Below are 16,716 nucleotides of genomic sequence, written 5' to 3' on the forward strand. Positions count from 1 at the left end.
GAACGCGGCTCGCCGCGGGATCATCGCGTTTCCCGGCCGTGGCAGCGCGATTTTGGGGAGCGTGGGGGCCGCTTTCAGGCTCGGCCGGCGGTCAGCCGCCTTCGAGCGGCAGAGGAGGTTCGGGCGAGGGGGGCGCCTCGGGGGGGAGCGCGTCGTCCTCCTCGGCCGCGGTCCGGCCGGGCCTGCGGCCGGACGGGCGCACCTTGGCGGCGAGATCCTCGAGGCCGGCGAACGTGAAGCTCGCGGCGAGCAGCGCGGCGCCCTGGCCGAAGCTCTTGTCGCTCTTGCGCAGGGCGTTCTGCTTCGCGCGCAGCGTCGCCTCCTTCTCGCGCTCCTCGGTCGCGACCTTCGCGAGCGCCTTCTTGAGCGCCGGCAGCTCGGCCGCGATCTCGTCGGCGAGCGCGGCGCGATCGAGCTTCATCGACGCGCGTCTCGGCTTCGGGAGCTTGATCTCCGCGTCCCGCAGGGCGCTCGCGACCCGCTCGCCGCTCGTCACGAGCACGGAGGGGTCCTCGGGCACGGCCCCGTCCAGCAGCAGCTTGCGCAGGCCCGCCGGCCCGAACGCCGCATCGATGGCGGCGCGCCCGTCGACGAGCACCGAGCGCAACCGGGCGGCCGCCTCGTCGCGCGCCTCGCGGGGCGCCGCATCGTCGGCGAGCTCGCGCTCGTGCGCGTCGTCGGCCGCCACGAGCGCGGCCGTGTCCGCGGCGAGCCGGCGCGCGACGAGGCGCATGAGCAACGCCACGTCGGGCATCTTCTCGCCGGACCTCAGGAAGGGCGCGAGCTCTGCCGCGGTCCCCTTCGCGCTCTCGTCCGCGTGCGTCTCGGCCGACGCGGCCACGGCGCGGCTGGACTTGTCCCTGTCGGTCACCAATTTCGACGCCATGCATCCCCCCTTCCTCGTGAAGCGCGGCCGGAACGGCCGCGACATGGCCCGACAGGCTCGTCGATCCGCGAGCGCATCGCAAGAGCCTGCCCGTTCGCCGTGGGCCGGCGGCGCCCCACCGAGCAACCGCGTCGCGGCGACCGTGGCCACGCTCTTGCAGGGCGGCACGTGCCAGTTTGCAGGCCATGGGCCCCCCTACGGCGTTCACCCCTTATCCCGGGGCGGTCGCGCTCGGGGATTCGGAGCTTGGGGAATGGAAGTTTGATTCGCCGTAGCCTCGGCCGTCCGCCATAGGTGCCCGAGCTCATCGCAGGCGCGGGCCAGGCGCTTGTACGCGGTCGAGACCGGGAGCGAGAGCTGCGTCGCGATCTCGTTCATCGGCACCCCAGCCAGGTACCGCGTGAGCACGTCGCGCAGCTCGGGGGGGATCTGGTGAATGAGGGCGCGCGCGTGCTGGCGTCGCGACACGTCCTCGACGAGCTCCAGCGCCGTCGGGCTCTCGTCGGGCATCTCGGGATCTGGCTCGGTGCCTGGCCGTTCCCGTGGGCGGCGCTTGAACTTCTCGTGATAGTGCGACGCCGTGAAGACCGCGATTCGGTTCTGCCATCGATCGGCCGGCGAGCGCTCTGCGTCGTAATTGCCCCATGTCTTGAGCATCTGCTCCAGGACATCTTGCGCCACGTCGTGCACGTCTGATGACGGAACACCCAGGCGGACAAGCCATCGAGTCAGGCGCCCGAGGGCGCGATCCGAAAGAAGGACGTCAATCCCAGGATAGCGACTGCCCCTCTTCGCCATGCTCTCATTGTGTCACAAATGCGACAGCGTGTAAAGGCCGATGCGCCAATTTCCGTGAGCACCGTGCGCGGGAGCGCCGCGCCAGCCCCCGCAGCTCGGAGAGCACGCCGAGCAGGAGCGCCGTCGCGACGCACACCGAGAGCGTCGACCGGCCATCCCTGGCCAGGCGTTCACCCGCGTCAGCGACGAGCCTCGCCGCGCCCACCACCGCGCAGGCGGTGCGACTCGGGGAGCAGGCGGACCCGACCTCGCAACACCTCTCGATTTCCAATTTGGGGCTCCTCACGGTGTCGCAAATGTGACATAGTGTCCCGACGCGGTCCAGTCCGCTTGGCTCGTTCCCCGACCACCCCACCCGGGGGACAGCGCCGACGCGTGGCGCGTTCAAGGCCGGCCGGGCCGCGCTTTGTCCGGAGGTGCCTATGACATGGGCTCAGGTACATGAGATATTACGCATCAACGCCGGTGTGCTCGCGCTCGGTCTGCTTGTCTCTGTTCTCGTCATCGCCGGTCTCGTCGGGGAGCTCGCCCTCGCGAACCGAAGGCTCGGCAGAGCCAGAGGCGAGCGGGATGCCGCGGTCGAGCGCGAGCGCGCGGCGAAAGAAACGGTCGGTGCGATTCAGAACTGGGACGTGGAGGAGATGCGGCGTCTCCTTGGGTTGTTCGTGACGACCGCCGATGCCATGGTCGCCGAGATCGACGAGTTTCGCGGTCGATCCGTGCCGTCTCCGGCGGAAGCCTTCAGGCTGCTCTGCCGCGGGGACGACGATTGGCAGACCCGATTTGCTTATGCATCTGGCCTGTCCCCCGGTGCCGCGGCGGCCGTCATGGACGGGCGTCGCGCCATCAACGAAAGGATGGCGCGGCACCTCGCGGATTTCACGGGGGTCTCTGTCAACGCGTGGCTCATGCTCTCCCGCATCCATGGCGCCTATCGCCTGCTCTCGGAGACGACCATGGTTCGCACGCGCGACGCCCTCACGGCTGCGATCTCGCGTCGTCGTGCCGCGTTCACCGAGCTGGCCGAGCTCCCCGGCGCCCCCGCTCCCGCCGACAGCGCCGAGCCGCCGCCCGCCCCGGTCAAGGCGTCGGCGCCACCGCCCGTGCCGACGGTGCGCCCGGGCGAGCCGCCTCCCCCGCCGATCGCGCCGCCGCCGCCCACGGTCCCGGCGCCGCCCGCTGGCGAGCGGCGCAGGCCGTGGAGGCCGGCCGATGATCGCCAGGCCGCCGTGCGCGCCGCCGCGCTGACCGAGCTCCCCGTGCTGAGCGAGCCCGACGAGGGAGATGAGCCCACCTCGCAATTCCGACCGGATCGCACCCTGCCCGGCGTGGGCCTGTCGTAGTGTCGTAAAAGCGACACTGCGCCTCCGCTCTTCCGCGCACGGGTCGCGCTCGCGTACCATGCGCCCGTGCCCTCGCAGCCCGACGAGATCCTCCGTCACCGCGTCGAGCTGCTGGCGCGCTCGCCGGTGCTCCAGCGTGGGAGCCCCGACACGTTGACCCGGATCGCCAGCGCCACCACGACCGCGCGGGCCGAGGGGCCCGATCCGCTCTACTCCGAGGGGAGCCCCGCGCTGCACGTGCTGCTGCTCGTCCGCGGGGCCGTCCGGCTCGATGCGACGATCCGCGGGCGCACCGTGCCGACCGGGTGGCACCGCGGCGGGGAGCTCATCGGAGAGGAAGCCGCGTATGACCCCACGTACCGCGCCACGGCGGTCCCGCTCAGCCCGACGTCGATCGTCCAGCTGCCGGCCGGCGCCCTGCGCGCGGCGCTCGCGTCCGATGCAGCGCTCGCGATCGCGTGGGGGCACCTGGCGCATGAGCGCTTGGTCGAGACGCAGCTGCGCCTGGGCGCGCTCGCCGCGAAAACGCATGTTCGTCTCGCGGGCTTCCTGCTGGATTACGCGCGCCGTTTCGGCAGCAAGGAGCCCGAGACGAACAAGCTCTTGCTGGTCGATCGGCCGACCGCCTCGCAGATCGCCGCATATCTCGGGGTCGTGAGGCAAACGGTTCAGAAGGACTATGACAAGTTGGAGGAGCTCGGCGGAATCCTGCGCGTGAGCGGCGGCCTGTACCTCCATCCCGCGGTGCTCGAGCGCATCGCCGACCAGGAAGGCCCGCCCTCGAGCAGGTGAATCGAGTCGCGGACCCGCTCCCGGTGTCGAGCTGAGGTACAAACGACGGTCGAGAGCGGGCCTTTTGCGCACCGGTCGCGCTCGTGTACGCTACGCGCGTGCCTCCGCTCCCCGACGACGCCCTGCGTGACCGCGTCGAGCTGCTCGCGCGCTCGCCGGTCCTCAAGCGGGCGAGCGCCGACACGCTGATCCAGATCGCGAGCGCCGGGAGCACGGCGCAGACCGAGGGGCCCGACCCGATCTACACCGAGGGGAGCCCCGCGGCCTACGCGCTGCTCCTCGTCCGCGGCACCGTCCGGCTCGACGCCACGATCACCGAGCGCACGGTGCCGATCGGGTGGTACCGCGCCAGGGAGATCATCGGCGACGAAGCCGTCTATGAGATCACGTACCGCACGACGGCAATCGCGCTCAGCCCGGTCATGCTCGTGCGACTGCCGGCTCGTGCCCTGCGCGCCGCCCTCGCCTCGGATGCCGAGCTCAACTTCGCGTGGGGGAATGAGCAGCACCGGCGCATGGTCGAGACCCAGCTGCGGCTCGGCTCGCTCGGGGCGACGACGCACGTGCGGCTCGCCGCGTTCTTGCTCAACTACGCTCGCCGATTCGGCGCCGAGCGGGCCGGCGCAAACCACATCGTCCTCGACGAAAAGCCGACCGCCTCTCAAATCGCCGCGTATCTCGGCGTCGTCCGGCAGACGGTCCAGAGGGACCTCGACAAGCTCGAGGCGCTCCACGCGATCGAGCGAGGGAGCGGCGGCGCCCTGCACCTCTTCCCGGAGGTCCTCGCGCGCATCGCCGGCGACGAGGGGCCGCCGTCGAGCAGGTAGCGCCGGGATCATTCGTTCTACACGGGCGCGTGGTTGGATATCGTAAGGAGTTGATGAAGGATGGCTCTCCCGTAGGACCTGTGCGCCACGCCGCCATTTCGTAATCCAGATCGCCTTTACGTTGGCGCGGATAATTTTCCTAAAAATCGAACAACCCGGTCTCGAAATACAAATAGAGGATCGGGGACAGCCGGCAAAGCCACGGGGGAGGGAGACTCCCAATCTCCCCCGTGGTTTTTTGCGTTTTCTTGCGGTAACCTCGCCAACATGCGTCGCCTTGGTGTGTGTCTGGCTGTCCTCCTCGCGTCGGCGGGCGCGCATGCCGCGCCGTCGCGGCGCGGCATGCGCGAGCAGACGATCCAGGCGGCCAACCGAGCTGTCGGGGAGCGGCGCTTGGCCGACGCTCGCGAGCTCTGGCGGGCGCTGTGGGAGGCCGAGCAGGCGCCGGAGGCCGCTTGTAACATTGGACAGCTGTCGAGCCGCATGGGCGAGCTCGTCACGGCCCGGGAGTACCTGGCGATCTGCGTGCGCCTGGACCCCCGCGAGGCGCACAGGATCGAGCTCGCGCGGGTCGAGGCGCGGCTCGGGCGCCTGATCGTCCGTGCAGATCCCGGCGTGACCGTGCGCGTGGACGGGCAAGAGCTCGAGCCCGGGGCACGCGAGACGTGGGTGCGAGCCGGCGACCATCTCGTGGAGATCGAGCGCGCAGGGCGGCGTGCGTCTGCTCCCGTGCTTGTGCCTGCGGGCGAGCGTCGGCAGGTGACGCTCGAGCTGCCCCCGGAGCGGCCCGCCAGCCCCCCGGAGCGGCCCGCCCGCGCTGCGCACCGGCCGCCTCCGCCGCCCGCGCCGGGCCCGACGTGGCCGATCTATGTCGGCCTGGTTGGCGCCGCCGCTGCCGCCGTGGCCGGCGGGACCGCGCTCGCGATAGCGGAGGACAGGCGCGTCACCGCGTTCCGGCGCGCGCGCCAGCTCAGCCCGACGAACGGATGCATCGCGCCGCGGCCCGGTTGTGACGAGGTGACCGAGACCGCGGAGGAGCATTTCACGCTTCGCACGGTCGCGATAGGCGCGTTCATCGGCGCCGCGGTCCTCGGCGCCGGAACGGGGGTTTATTGGTACGTTCGGCCCGATGGCGCATCCGTGGCAGTGGCACGCCGATGGTGATTCCGGGTTACGAGATCAGCGATCGGATCGACGCGCCTCCGCCGCTCCAAGGCTGGCAATGCACCAAGGAGAGCGAACCGTGGTGCATCTACGCGGCGCCCCAAGGTGACACAGGCTTTTCAGAGCGCCTGGAGCGCCTGCGGCGCGTAAAGCTTCCGTGGTCACCGGCCATCGTCGATGGAGGGATGACTGAAGAGGGCTGCCCGTACGTCGTCACCGAGCCAGCAGGGACGCCTGTTTCCCTGTCGGGTGGATGGCAGGGGATCGCAGAGATGCTTCGTCACGCCCTGAACGCTGCGGGGGCGCTGTCAGCCGCTCACGAGATGGGCGTGTGTCATGGGGACCTGACGCTCGAGTCTCTGAGCCTCGACGCGCGGGGTGAAGTGCGCATCGCGCGGCTTGGATTCTTGGCGCTGTTCCGGGTCGAGCTCTGTGAGACGCATCGGCCCCAGGCGCCCGAAGTGCTGAGGCGCGGCTATCCGACTGGCCCGCAGGACGATGTCTACAGCCTGGCGGCGATCATGGATCGTGTCGTGCGTGATCGCCTGCCGGCGGGCACCGTTCTCCCTGCGCCGCTCGCCGAGCTCATCGCGAGGGGAACGGCGGAGCACCACGAGGAGCGTTACACCGACATGCTCGAGCTCTTCGATCGTTTGCGAGACGCATCGACAGAGGTGCTCGCGGCCCAGCCCGTCGTGCCAGACGATCGCGATACGTTCCTCGTCGAGAGGGACGACGGGCCGAAGACGCCCCGCGGCCCATCGAGCCGGGAGACGGTCCCGGCGTCGATAGAAATACGAGCCGTGCGGCGCGGGGCCGCGCCGCACCCGGCGTCGTCGGTCCCCGAGCTCCCCGCGCAGCCCTCCCGTGTGACGGGCCCCGTGGCCGTCGTTGCGCTCGGCCTCGCAGCGCTGGCGCTCGGGACCGCTGCGAGCCTGGTTGTGCTGCTCCGCCCGTCGCCCATCGTTGTGCAGGTACCTGCGCCGGCCGCTGCACCGCCGCCGTCCGCCACGGCGCCGCCCGCGAAAGCGGAGCCGGCGCCCGCCGCCGCGCCGACGCCCCCGGCCTCGTCCCCTGCGCCGCCCCCCCGGCGAAGAACGCGCACGCCGACGGAGGAGCTTTGCGAGTCCGAAGGATGGTATTCGTGCACGATGCCTCGGCCAGCTAGGAGGTGACATGTCATTCCGCATCATCGCGTCCGCCGTCGTGACGGCGATATGGTTTACGATACCGTTGGCGTGCCAGTCTCCATATACGTATCTCAACTGCGGCGAAACCAACGATTGCCACACTGACGCTCAGAACGCTCCCGGGACAGTCTGTGTAGATGAAGTCTGCACATGCCAAAGCCGGACCCAGGTCATCTGCTGCGACTTCAAGCAGGCCGACGATCCGGATTGTGAGCTCGCGTGCCGCCCTTGCTGGTCATGTCCCGAGGGCACCAGGGGCTGCGAGGGCGCGGACTTTGAATGCCGTTCGCCTGCTGATTGCGCCCCCGTACCCACCACTTGCCCGAACGTTAGCTCGTGCGAGCTCGGGCGATGCGGGCACACCTTCCAGGCCGGGACGACGGAAGTCCAAAAGTTGGGGGACTGCATGCGTCGGAGGTGTGACGGGGTGGGCGTCGTCGAGTATGTCGTCGATCTCACCGACAAGCATGATGACGGCAACGATTGCACGGTTGACCAGTGCGACGACAGCGGACCAACCCATCAGGTTCACCCGGACGGCACAGGCTGCAGAGGTGGCAAGGGCTACTGCGTCGCCGGCCAGTGCGTGGAATGCATGTACCAGGCCGATTGCGCGATCACAGCCAACGCTGTCTGCGAACAGCACATGTGCGTCCCAGCGAGTTGCATCGACAACCGCCTTGGCAGCGACGAGACGGACACCGATTGCGGCGGCCCCTGCGTGCCGTGCGCGAACGGCGCGAAGTGCAATATTGACGCGGACTGCTCGTCGGGCGCCTGCAAAGCCGGGCGCTGCGGCGCCCCCACCGCCAGCGACGGGCGGGCGAACGGCAGCGAGACGGGCGTGGATTGCGGCGGCCGTGACGCGCCTGCATGCTCCGGCGGTGAGCGCTGCGCGAATCACCGGGACTGCATGAGCGGCGTGTGCATCGGCAACGTGTGCCGCGCGCCGACGTGCACCGACGGCACGCAGAACGGCGAGGAGACCGGCATAGACTGCGGCGGCTCCTGCCCCGCCGCGTGCGAGTAGTCCGGCGTCGATTGAGACGCGATCGTGAATGGGAAAATGCTCGCTCTTCGTCGAAACCCAGGCCGAAAAATTCCGCGAACTTACGGTCGTCACCGTCGTGGCTGTGGGGATTGTAGGCAACCCGCAGGATTGTCCGAGGCCCTGTGACCAAGCTCGATTTTGAGCTTGTCCATAGGCCACGCAGTCTCCACAACCAGTGCTCCAACTAGCGTGCGCAGGGGCGGTCGCTCTCGCCCGTCAGGGTGTGAAGTGACGCCTGCGCGCTGGGGGTGCCGCATGCTCGACGTGACCCAGAACTCGGCCGATGGAGCCAACCCTGCGAGATCATTCGGCCCGACTTCTGACGAAGAGCCGGAGATCTACCTGGGAGAGGGGGATGTCGGCCGCCAGATGCGGTATGCGTCCGAAGAAGGAAATGACTTTCTGTTTACTGTTGGGTCCCGACGAGCGACTGACAGGGGCCGTTGCAGTGAAGAACATGCGGTTCGGTGAGCAGAAGACCGTCCCGCGCGGCAATAGGTGGTGTCCTAATTTGAGGACTCTTGTATCCAACGGTAACCGCCGTTCGATCGTAGCCCCCTACGCGTGCCCCCGGAATGATGCTGAGCATGTTGTGGACCTCGATCCGAAAGTCTCTCTCTTTTCGCTAGAGTCAGCCGGCGAAGGGACTCACTGCAAGCCTGGGCTCGATCCCGACCTGGATCCCGCCCACGCTCACGCCACCGCTGAACTCGAGTGCTTGTGCAGGCGCCGGAACACTGACGAGCGCACAGGCACTGCCGCACAGCACGAGCGCGCTCGCCCTCCCCCTCAGCCCGTGCCCCATGCCTTCCCCTGATTCCGGATGTTCCTCTCACCGGAGGGGCCGCGTCAACGGCAACCTAGACCCGCATCACGTCCTCGTTGTCCATGACCGCGACAAGGTCTGCACCCCGCGCCAGCGCCGCAGCTCCCGGACGACCAGCCCATGCCCACCCTGATCGGTCGACGCGATCAGGCGGGAAAGCATGTCATCGACCCGGCGGGCGCTGCTGTAACCGGCCGCGAACGCCAGCCCATGACGCGACGGGTCACACCGGCCGCGCTGCGCGTTACGGAACTGCACCACCTCGCGCAGCGTGTTCAGCTCGTGCCGCGCCAGGAACGCGAAGACGCCGCTGTTCAGCGCGTTGCCGATGACCACCTTCGTCCACGGGTCCGCCCAGTCGATCGCCTCGGCGTCGGGCGGGGGCGGCGGTGTCCAATCACCAGCGCCCAACGTCGCCCCCTCCACCTGCGCGGCCGCCCCGAGCTCGCCAGCGTCCACCTCTACCCCGCGCCGCGCGGTCTGCTCCGGGGCCATGTAGCGCAACGTCTTGGGCGACGTGCCCGAGCTCGGCCGGGTGGACAGCAACGGCGCCGAGTTCGCTGACATGCGCCTGCCGGATGCGCTATCCTTGCAACGCCATGGCACACTCACCTGAATGGCTCTCCATCTGCACCGAAGGCCTCGACTTGGCAGCGCAAGATGCCGCAAACCTTGAGATCCACCTACTGAAGAGCTCGGATGACATCGAAGCGCGCGTAAAGTTGCTCGGGTTCTATTTCACGAGCCCGAACGATGACGCACAGAAGCGACGAGCAGACCACATTCACTGGCTAATCGCATATCGCCCAGAAATCCACCTTGCTGCCTTCGCGCGCATCCACCCGGAACAACACCCCGATGCATACAATGAGGGGAAACGCCTCTGGCTGAGCACGGTATCCAACAGCCCCAACGACCTCGCGGTCCTCAGGAACGCCGGCAGCTTTCTTGCGTCAGGAGATCCAGACATAACCGAAGATCTGTACAAACGAGGAGCCACAATCGAACCAGACGAGTCAGCCTGGCGGCAGCGCCTAGGAGGGCTGCACTTCAGCTCCAGCATTGGCTCGACTTCGAGCGAGGAGCGCACACGAATTGCGCGCGAAGCACTCGCGGAATACGAAGCGGCACTCACACTTGAGCGCTGTTCGCTAGAAGCGCTCGGAATCCTCATGGACATCGTTGCAGCGGCGATCATGTCTGAGAGCTACCAGAGGGCAACCGAAGCCGCAGCGCGACTACTTGCCGACGCCGAGGATCACGCCGATACGTTTCAGCACGGCAATGCCGTACATCTCGCACACATCGCCCTAGGGAAAGTCGCGCTAGCACGTGGTGAACCAGCCAGCGCAGCAGCACACCTGCGAGCCGCGAGCGAGGTCCGCGGCTCGCCACAACTCAAATCATTTGGACCCGATCTCGAGCTCGCATCCCAATTGCTCGCCATCGGACAGCGAGACGCTGTCACGCACTACATCGACGGTTGCAAGAGGTTTTGGGAGAGTGGCGCGTCATTGCTGGAAAAGTGGACGCTCGCCATCGGTCGCGGCGAAACACCAGATTTCTCAAAGCGCTGAACGACGGTTTGAATAGTGAACCAGCCCGTCCACGACGGCTGCGTCGAGCATCGGCTCGATGCTCCCTTCTGGCGCAGGCGGCATGCCTGCTGTGTCGGCCGAGTGTCAACCGCGCGCCATGGATCTGGACCGAGCCACTACCCGACCGGACCCACCCGTCGACGTGCGCCATGATCCCTGCCGGGTAATGCTCAACTTTGAGCCGGAGTGCTCAAGTTTGCCCGTTCGGCGTAGCGACTAGGGATCTCGCCGCGTAGGTTCGGCCGGAAGTAGTGCAGCCCGCGGGTGTCTCACCACCCCGGGCTGCGTGGCCGAACCCGGCGACAACGAGGTCCGACAGTGCAGCGATACCTGATCCCACCACGACGGTGGGCAAGGCGGACGTGTACCCACACGCCGCGCGTACCACCGAACCCCCTCCCTCTCCCTCACCCCGGACGAGACCCGACGGCTGCGCGCCGCCCTGCGCGGCATCAAGGCCCGGCTGGTCACCTGGCGCGCCGTCTCCGAGGCCATGGACGGCGTGAACATTCGCACGCTGTGCCGCGTCGCCTGCGGCGCCGAACGCGGTTCGCCCGGGCTCGTCCTGCTGGCCGCTCGCGTCGCCAAGACGACCGTGGAGCGCATCCTGGCGCCCGGCGTGGTTGTCGCTGACCGCTGCCCGAGCTGCGGGAGGTCTGGGTGAAGCGCCCGCGGAAGGGGGCTCGCCGCCCGCCTGCCGCGCGACATCGAAGCCTGCGACCGACGATCCAGGCGATCCTTGCGGAGCGCAGCGTCATCCTCGCCGTGCTGATCGCGAGCGGCGTCGCGTCGCGCGACCGTGCCGACGTGGAGCAGCAGGTGCTCATGGGCGCGTGGCGCTCCGTGCGGCGCGGCATGTACCGGCCGGACTCCGCAGACGACACCCGCAAGGCGCTCCGGAAGTGGCTCTACGGCATCTCCTGGCGCAAGGCCGGGCACTACATCACCAGCGCGTGGGTGCGGCGTGCGGTGCTTCATGCGCAGCCTCTCGGCTGGCTCCGCGAGCCCGTCGGGCCGAGCCTGGAGGCGCAGCTCCAGGCGCGCGAGGTGCTGGAGGCGCTCGCCAGCCTGCCGCCGTGGCAAGCCGAGGCGCTGCTCTCCGTGGACGATCCGGAGTCGCTCGTCGCGTACGCCAAGCGGCGCGGCATGAACCCGTCGAGCGCGGCCAGCCGCTTGCGCATCGCCCGGGAAGCGCTGGCCTTGCGGCTGAAGAGGTGGCACCGATGAACCACCCCGACTTCAAGCAACGCGTGCTGACCAGCGAGGACCTCTCCCTCATCGCCGGAGGGGTCCCCGCGCACGACGACTTCCCAGGCGTGCGCCCCTGGAACCGTGACAAGCTCTGGGCCGCCGTCCTCCGCGCCTTCCTCGACGCGAGGACCAAGGCCGAACGCGAAGCGGCCCAGCAGGCGCTCGGCGCCATCCAGACGCTCGACAGCATCGATCTGCTCTTCGTGCGGCACGACAAGTAGGCGTCTCGACGTACGCGCGGCGGCACCGGATGGGCCCACACACGGCGCTCAGCCGGCTCAGGATCGCCCGCGAAGCGCTGGCGCTGAAGCTCCGGCGCTGAAGCTCCGGCGGTGGCGCCGACGAGCAAGCCCAGGAGCGGCGCCACCGTCCGACTGACGGCCGAACGCGAACGCCACGTCCGCGCTAAGCGCTCAAAACTACAGCACAATGTAGTCGTTAGCAGAAACTAACAACTGAGCATTTACGCTCAAAACTAAATAGGGCATGATGCCCCAGGGCGCCGGGCGTGTCGCGATCGCTTGACGATCGGAGCGACGCGTGTGTAGGGTGCCCCCGGCAACTGACGCCGCCTAGGTAGCGGATAAGACAAAGGCCAGCGGGTTACGACCGCCAGCCCCCGTCCCGACACCGAAGCGTCGTCACGATGGATCGAGCCCATCGCGTCCGAATCTGTATCTAGACTAAGCTAGGTACAGACGTCAAGGGGCTTGATCCGCTTTTTGCCAGCGGAGCAATCATGGCCCCTCGGCGTCGTAATAAGTCGGTCCATTCACAGACCTCGACTGCTCATCATCCTCTCCTCAAGCTCCCGTTCGACACTCCGAACGAGTCACGTGGCGAACCGCCGCGTGTGAAGCTGCACCGTCCAATGAGGCAGCTTTTTCTGCCCTTCATTGGTCCGGCCTTTCCTCCGCCCATCAATCCGAGCCTGCGTCGCGTAGAGCGACCGCGACACTATCGGTGCCTCTAGTCGTCCAGGTCGCTGAACAATGACAGCTGCACCCCCCGCCTCGGCTTCGGGGCGGGGGGTGGCTTTGACGGCGGCTCCGGCTCTGTGGGCGCCACAGGCGCAGCCGGGGCGGAGCCGACGAGCCGGAGAAAGCCCCGGCCGTTCGGCAAGGCTCTGGCGGGCGTCGTAGGCGCTCCGGCGGGCAGTTCCGGCAGCTTCAGCGCCTTCGGCTTCGGCTTCGGCGGCTCCGTGGGTGCCTCGGAGAGCGCCGCGGTGACGAGCCCCTCGATGCTCCAGACGTGATCGGTCAGCCCGGCCTCCATGGCGGGCGTCACACGGTGCGCCTCGTGCGGGCGGCAGAAGTTGTAGAACGCCATGTGCAACGCGACGGCCGCCTTGTGGTGCGGGAGGCGCTTGCTGAACCCGTTGCAGAGCCGGGTGAACCGGCGGATGTGCATCCGGATCATGAGGTTCTGCCGCTCGATGTGGCTCGTGCTGGCGCGGTTCATGTCGGGCACCCCGAACACGGGCGTCTTCGTGATAAACGGCTCGCGCGGCGGCTCGTAGCGGTGGTCATCGTCCTTGCGGGCCTTCCGGTTGTAGCGCTTGACGACCTGGGCGTAGTCGACCGAACCCGCGAGCGCGAACGATGAGCCGACCGCAGCGACGTAGGGCGCCCAGCCGTCACTGTAGAGCTGCGGGACCGTGACCAACCGAGCGTGCAGATCGGCGATGAACGCGCTCGTGTTCTCCTCATCGCGCTTCCCGACGCGGTAGCTGATGACCAGCTTCGACGCGCTCGCCATGCCGACGAAGGTGTACGCATCGCCGCGCTCCGCAGGATCAGTGTCCGTCACCCGAGACTGCTTTTTCCGGACGTAGCTCCAGATCTCGTCCACCTGGATCGTTCGACAGTCGACGTCGCGCACGAGCCGGTTGTGCAGCTGCTCGCAGCCCTCGCCGACGCGCAGCAGCAGCGACAGGATCGCCGGTTGGCTCACGCCGGTGAGCCGCGACGTGGGGCGGATGCCCGCCCCCTCGACGAGATGAGCGACGACCTCGACGCGCTTCGCCGTGGGCAGCACGTGTGCCATGCAGGGTCTTGTCTCTCCGCCTGGGCCGGCCCATCATGCGGCTGCGACGCGCGCTCTGTGGGCCACCACAGGGTGTGTTGCAGCCCCGTCTCGGGTTCCAGCCGAGGCGAGGCGCTTTGCTAAGTACCCTGCAAGGTAGCACTAAAAGCCTATGTTTCACGGCATTTCGGTGCGGATAGGACACGCACTGTCATAGCCAGAGCGCGTGATCGCAGCCTGTTTAACGGCTCTTCGGCACGATGGCACCTGACCAACCGGACGCGCGGCCCGCGTGGTAGGCTCGTCGCATGCGCGTGCGGATCACACTGGAAAACGTCGGTCACACCATGTCAAAGCTCATCGAGCTACCCGAGCCGCCGAAGGTTGGCGATGTTGTCACCGTCGACCGCGGTCGTCAGCGCGTCGTCGGTCGCGTCGAGCGCGAACCGGAGACCGACGTACACGTGGTCAGTCTGACGGAAGACGAGTACGACCTGGAGATCTACCTACATCCGCGCATACACCTTGAGCACCTTGCGGGGATGAAGGAGGACGGGTGGGAGATCGAAGGCGAGGAGGATCTCAGGCGAGAGCTCCGCGAGCGACTCTCACCTCAAGGCGGTCCAGGGCCCATTGCTCAAAATTGAGCACTACCCCCTGCCGCCGCAGCAGAGGGCCTCGCCGAGCTCGCTTGGTCAACGCGCCCGCCTGAAGGGTGCGCCGTGTCGATCCCTCGCTCGACCCGAGTTCGCCGGCATCTACCGCGGCGCTCGCACTGTGTGCACCGGCGCCATGTAGCGACGCCAGCAACGGCCCTCGAGCTTGTCCGTGGCACGCTTGATCTTGCCTGCACGGCCCGGAGCTCGCGGTGCTGAGCAGCGGCGTCCACTCACCGGCGCCCGAGTTACCCCTCGACTCCGCGGCCGCGCCTCGACCTCCGCGCCCGCGCCGCCGCGGAGGAGGCGTTGCCGCGCTCGCCTCGAGCTCCTCGCCGGCCACGCGCCCGAGCTCGGCCAGATCGACGGCGGCCGCGCTAAGCTCGCCGACGCCCGCCTCGACCTCCGCGCCCGCGCCGCCGCGGAGGGGGCGCCGCCGAGTTCGCCTCGAGCTCCTTGCGGCAGCGCGCCCGAACTCGGGCAAGTCGATGGCGGATGCCAGGGAAGGGCTACAGTTCTCAGTTCACCGTGCGTTTCGCCAAATTTTATACAATGCTCATCGTTCACAATCCCTGAGACATTTTCCGTTTTCCTCGTTACACTCGTGCATGCAATTCTTATCTCCCTTCGGACATCGATTTATACAATCGACGTTAATCCTGTCGCAACGCTGCCTGCACTTTTCAACCGGATCGCCATTCGCCCCATTCACCCACCGACACGAGCCGCACGACTGCGCACCGGATCCGTTTCGAACCCCAGAGGATTCTTCGCATCGATCCTTGGCCTCGTCCAAGCTCGCGTGCTCGCCATGATACAGTGTCGTGCAGCTACCTGACGCGCCCTGGTTATTGCAGACAGCCGAACCAGCCTTCCACGTGACCGTGCACTCCACTGTTTGCGAGCACGGATCCCCGCCGAGGCCCGTGTGACTTTGCGGCTCCAGTGGCACATACCACCCGAAGCCTCCAACCCCTCCTGTCGGGGTGATGATGCTGCCCCCGGCACCTTCGTTTCCCTCACCCCGGACGTAGCACTCTCCCACATCGTAATTACACGCCGTGAGACCGAAACAGAGAACAACAAATATTCTGTTCATCTTGACTTTACCTTAAATCTCCAAATGGGTCCAGTGGTCGCCATCACGACCAGACTTCCAGGAAGAACGCGACTGCTGCCGCCAGCCCAGTCCACATGGACACTGGTGGACACGCCCAAGGGCCCGGCGAAGTACCAGTCGGACTGGGCGCGGCCGCCTGGAGCAACCCCCACCACGCGGTCACAGATCACGGCACCACATACCGGCATCGAGTAGATCGCCAGGGACGGCCCGAGGCTGACGGTGGTTGTCTTCGTGGCATACCCAAGAGTGACTGCCGTTCGGTCGTAGACCCCGACACCTGCCCCTGGAACGATGCTGAGCATGTTGTGGACTTCGAGCCGGAAGTCGCCCTCGCTGCGCCAGAGCCACGCGGCGAAGGGGCTCACGGCAATCTTGGGTTCGATCCCGACCTGGATCCCGCCCACACTCACGCCGCCGTTGAACTCGAGTGCCTGTGCTGGCGCCGGAACCACGACGAGCGCACCGACGTAGAGCAAGCCGATCTTGCCGAGTAAGCGCATGGACATGGTGGAGGCCCTGGCCGAGTCGCGACAGGCGATGTGAGTGCGAGCACGATCTTTCTGGACATGACGTGGGCGTCAAAGAGAAATTCGGCGAGTAGATCACAATGCACGTGAATCGACGCGTCCCGGGCGGCACAGGCGCGCAGGCGGTTACGCGGTGCGAGTGTTCGTCAACCATGGGGTTGGCGAACACCCGCCGCTCAGAACCCCGCAGCGCCGCGACGATTCGGCTTGACTATGGCGACGTATCGCGATCGCGCGACGTGCGCCTCGACCACTGCCAGCCGTAGCGGCGGAAAGGGGCCGCGCCGAGATCACGCCCGGTGCCGAGCTCGCCGGCGTCCACCTCGACCCCGCAGCGAGCTCGCACCCGTGCTCCTCGTCGCCGGCATCGCGCCCGAGCTCGGCCAGGTCGATGGCGCGCACCGAGCTGGCCGACATCCGCCTCAGCGGCGCGCCTGCTGCGCTCAGGCGTCGACCAGGGCGAGCATCGCGAGGAGCTGGTCCTGACGCACGGCCAGAGAGCCGCTCCGCGGGCGACGATCCCGGGGCGAGACGGCGCTCGGGCCGCTCCGCGGGCGACGATCCCGGGGCGAGACGGCGCTCGGGCCGTCGGAAAGGCGAGATCCGGCGGCACCGGCGCCGCCGAACGCTTCGGAACGGCTGCGCCCGCGGCGACGGCC

Annotated in this window: 15 protein-coding genes; 10 read left to right on the forward strand and 5 right to left on the reverse strand. The window is 67.9% G+C overall.

The features are described 5' to 3' along the window. Positions 1-91: 91 nt before the first annotated feature. Positions 92-886 (reverse strand): hypothetical protein, encoded by a 795-nt coding sequence (locus WMF28_RS40030; protein ID WP_437598951.1) that lies wholly within the window; start codon positions 884-886, stop codon positions 92-94. Positions 887-1,090: 204 nt separating this feature from the next. After that, entirely contained in the window at positions 1,091-1,684 is a 594-nt protein-coding gene (locus WMF28_RS40035; RefSeq protein WP_437598953.1) for an RNA polymerase sigma factor, read from the reverse strand. A 422-nt stretch (positions 1,685-2,106) separates the two neighbouring features. Between WMF28_RS40035 and WMF28_RS40040 the strand changes: the two genes are divergently transcribed. The 6 genes from WMF28_RS40040 to WMF28_RS40065 all read left to right on the forward strand — a co-directional run bounded on the left by WMF28_RS40040 (position 2,107) and on the right by WMF28_RS40065 (position 8,030). Continuing rightward, a complete protein-coding gene (locus WMF28_RS40040) occupies positions 2,107-3,027 on the forward strand; it encodes a hypothetical protein (protein WP_437598954.1) in 921 nt (306 codons plus the stop codon). Positions 3,028-3,093: 66 nt separating this feature from the next. Further along, positions 3,094-3,819, forward strand: coding sequence for a Crp/Fnr family transcriptional regulator (locus WMF28_RS40045; protein ID WP_437598955.1), 726 nt, complete (start codon positions 3,094-3,096; stop codon positions 3,817-3,819). 98 nt (positions 3,820-3,917) lie between these two features. Further along, positions 3,918-4,646: a Crp/Fnr family transcriptional regulator gene (locus WMF28_RS40050; protein ID WP_437598956.1), complete on the forward strand. Its 729-nt coding sequence runs from the start codon at positions 3,918-3,920 to the stop codon at positions 4,644-4,646. A gap of 267 nt (positions 4,647-4,913) precedes the next feature. Further along, positions 4,914-5,810 (forward strand): hypothetical protein, encoded by an 897-nt coding sequence (locus WMF28_RS40055; protein WP_437598957.1) that lies wholly within the window; start codon positions 4,914-4,916, stop codon positions 5,808-5,810. A gap of 272 nt (positions 5,811-6,082) precedes the next feature. Beyond that, positions 6,083-6,985, forward strand: a complete 903-nt coding sequence (locus WMF28_RS40060; protein ID WP_437598958.1) for a hypothetical protein — start codon at positions 6,083-6,085, stop codon at positions 6,983-6,985. 442 nt (positions 6,986-7,427) lie between these two features. Continuing rightward, entirely contained in the window at positions 7,428-8,030 is a 603-nt protein-coding gene (locus WMF28_RS40065; RefSeq protein ID WP_437598959.1) for a hypothetical protein, read from the forward strand. 892 nt (positions 8,031-8,922) lie between these two features. Here WMF28_RS40065 and WMF28_RS40070 read toward each other — a convergent pair. After that, on the reverse strand, positions 8,923-9,444 hold the full coding sequence (locus WMF28_RS40070; RefSeq protein ID WP_437598960.1) for a hypothetical protein: 522 nt from the start codon (positions 9,442-9,444) through the stop codon (positions 8,923-8,925). 32 nt (positions 9,445-9,476) lie between these two features. Here WMF28_RS40070 and WMF28_RS40075 point away from each other — a divergent pair, with 32 nt between their 5' ends. The 3 genes from WMF28_RS40075 (at position 9,477) to WMF28_RS40085 (ending at position 11,947) form a co-directional block, all read left to right on the forward strand. Next, positions 9,477-10,454 carry a hypothetical protein gene (locus WMF28_RS40075; RefSeq protein ID WP_437598961.1) on the forward strand — a complete coding sequence of 326 codons (978 nt, stop codon included), beginning with the start codon at positions 9,477-9,479 and terminating at the stop codon, positions 10,452-10,454. Between the two features lie 681 nt (positions 10,455-11,135). Next, positions 11,136-11,702, forward strand: coding sequence for an RNA polymerase sigma factor (locus WMF28_RS40080; RefSeq protein ID WP_437598962.1), 567 nt, complete (start codon positions 11,136-11,138; stop codon positions 11,700-11,702). Beyond that, positions 11,699-11,947, forward strand: a complete 249-nt coding sequence (locus tag WMF28_RS40085; RefSeq protein ID WP_437598964.1) for a hypothetical protein — start codon at positions 11,699-11,701, stop codon at positions 11,945-11,947. The genes WMF28_RS40080 and WMF28_RS40085 overlap by 4 nt, the downstream gene beginning before the upstream one ends. A 748-nt stretch (positions 11,948-12,695) precedes the next feature. Here the strand turns inward: WMF28_RS40085 and WMF28_RS40090 are convergent. Next, positions 12,696-13,772 carry an IS1 family transposase gene (locus WMF28_RS40090; protein WP_437598966.1) on the reverse strand — a complete coding sequence of 359 codons (1,077 nt, stop codon included), beginning with the start codon at positions 13,770-13,772 and terminating at the stop codon, positions 12,696-12,698. A gap of 287 nt (positions 13,773-14,059) precedes the next feature. Here WMF28_RS40090 and WMF28_RS40095 point away from each other — a divergent pair, with 287 nt between their 5' ends. After that, positions 14,060-14,398: a hypothetical protein gene (locus WMF28_RS40095; RefSeq protein ID WP_437598967.1), complete on the forward strand. Its 339-nt coding sequence runs from the start codon at positions 14,060-14,062 to the stop codon at positions 14,396-14,398. A gap of 1,104 nt (positions 14,399-15,502) precedes the next feature. Here WMF28_RS40095 and WMF28_RS40100 read toward each other — a convergent pair. Next, the gene (locus WMF28_RS40100) at positions 15,503-16,036 is read right to left on the reverse strand and encodes a hypothetical protein (RefSeq protein WP_437598968.1); all 534 of its coding nucleotides are present in this window, start codon (positions 16,034-16,036) and stop codon (positions 15,503-15,505) included. Positions 16,037-16,716 lie beyond the last annotated feature (680 nt).

Origin of the sequence: Sorangium sp. So ce590 (genome assembly GCF_051521365.1) — a bacterium.
GTDB lineage: Bacteria > Myxococcota_A > Polyangia > Polyangiales > Polyangiaceae > Sorangium.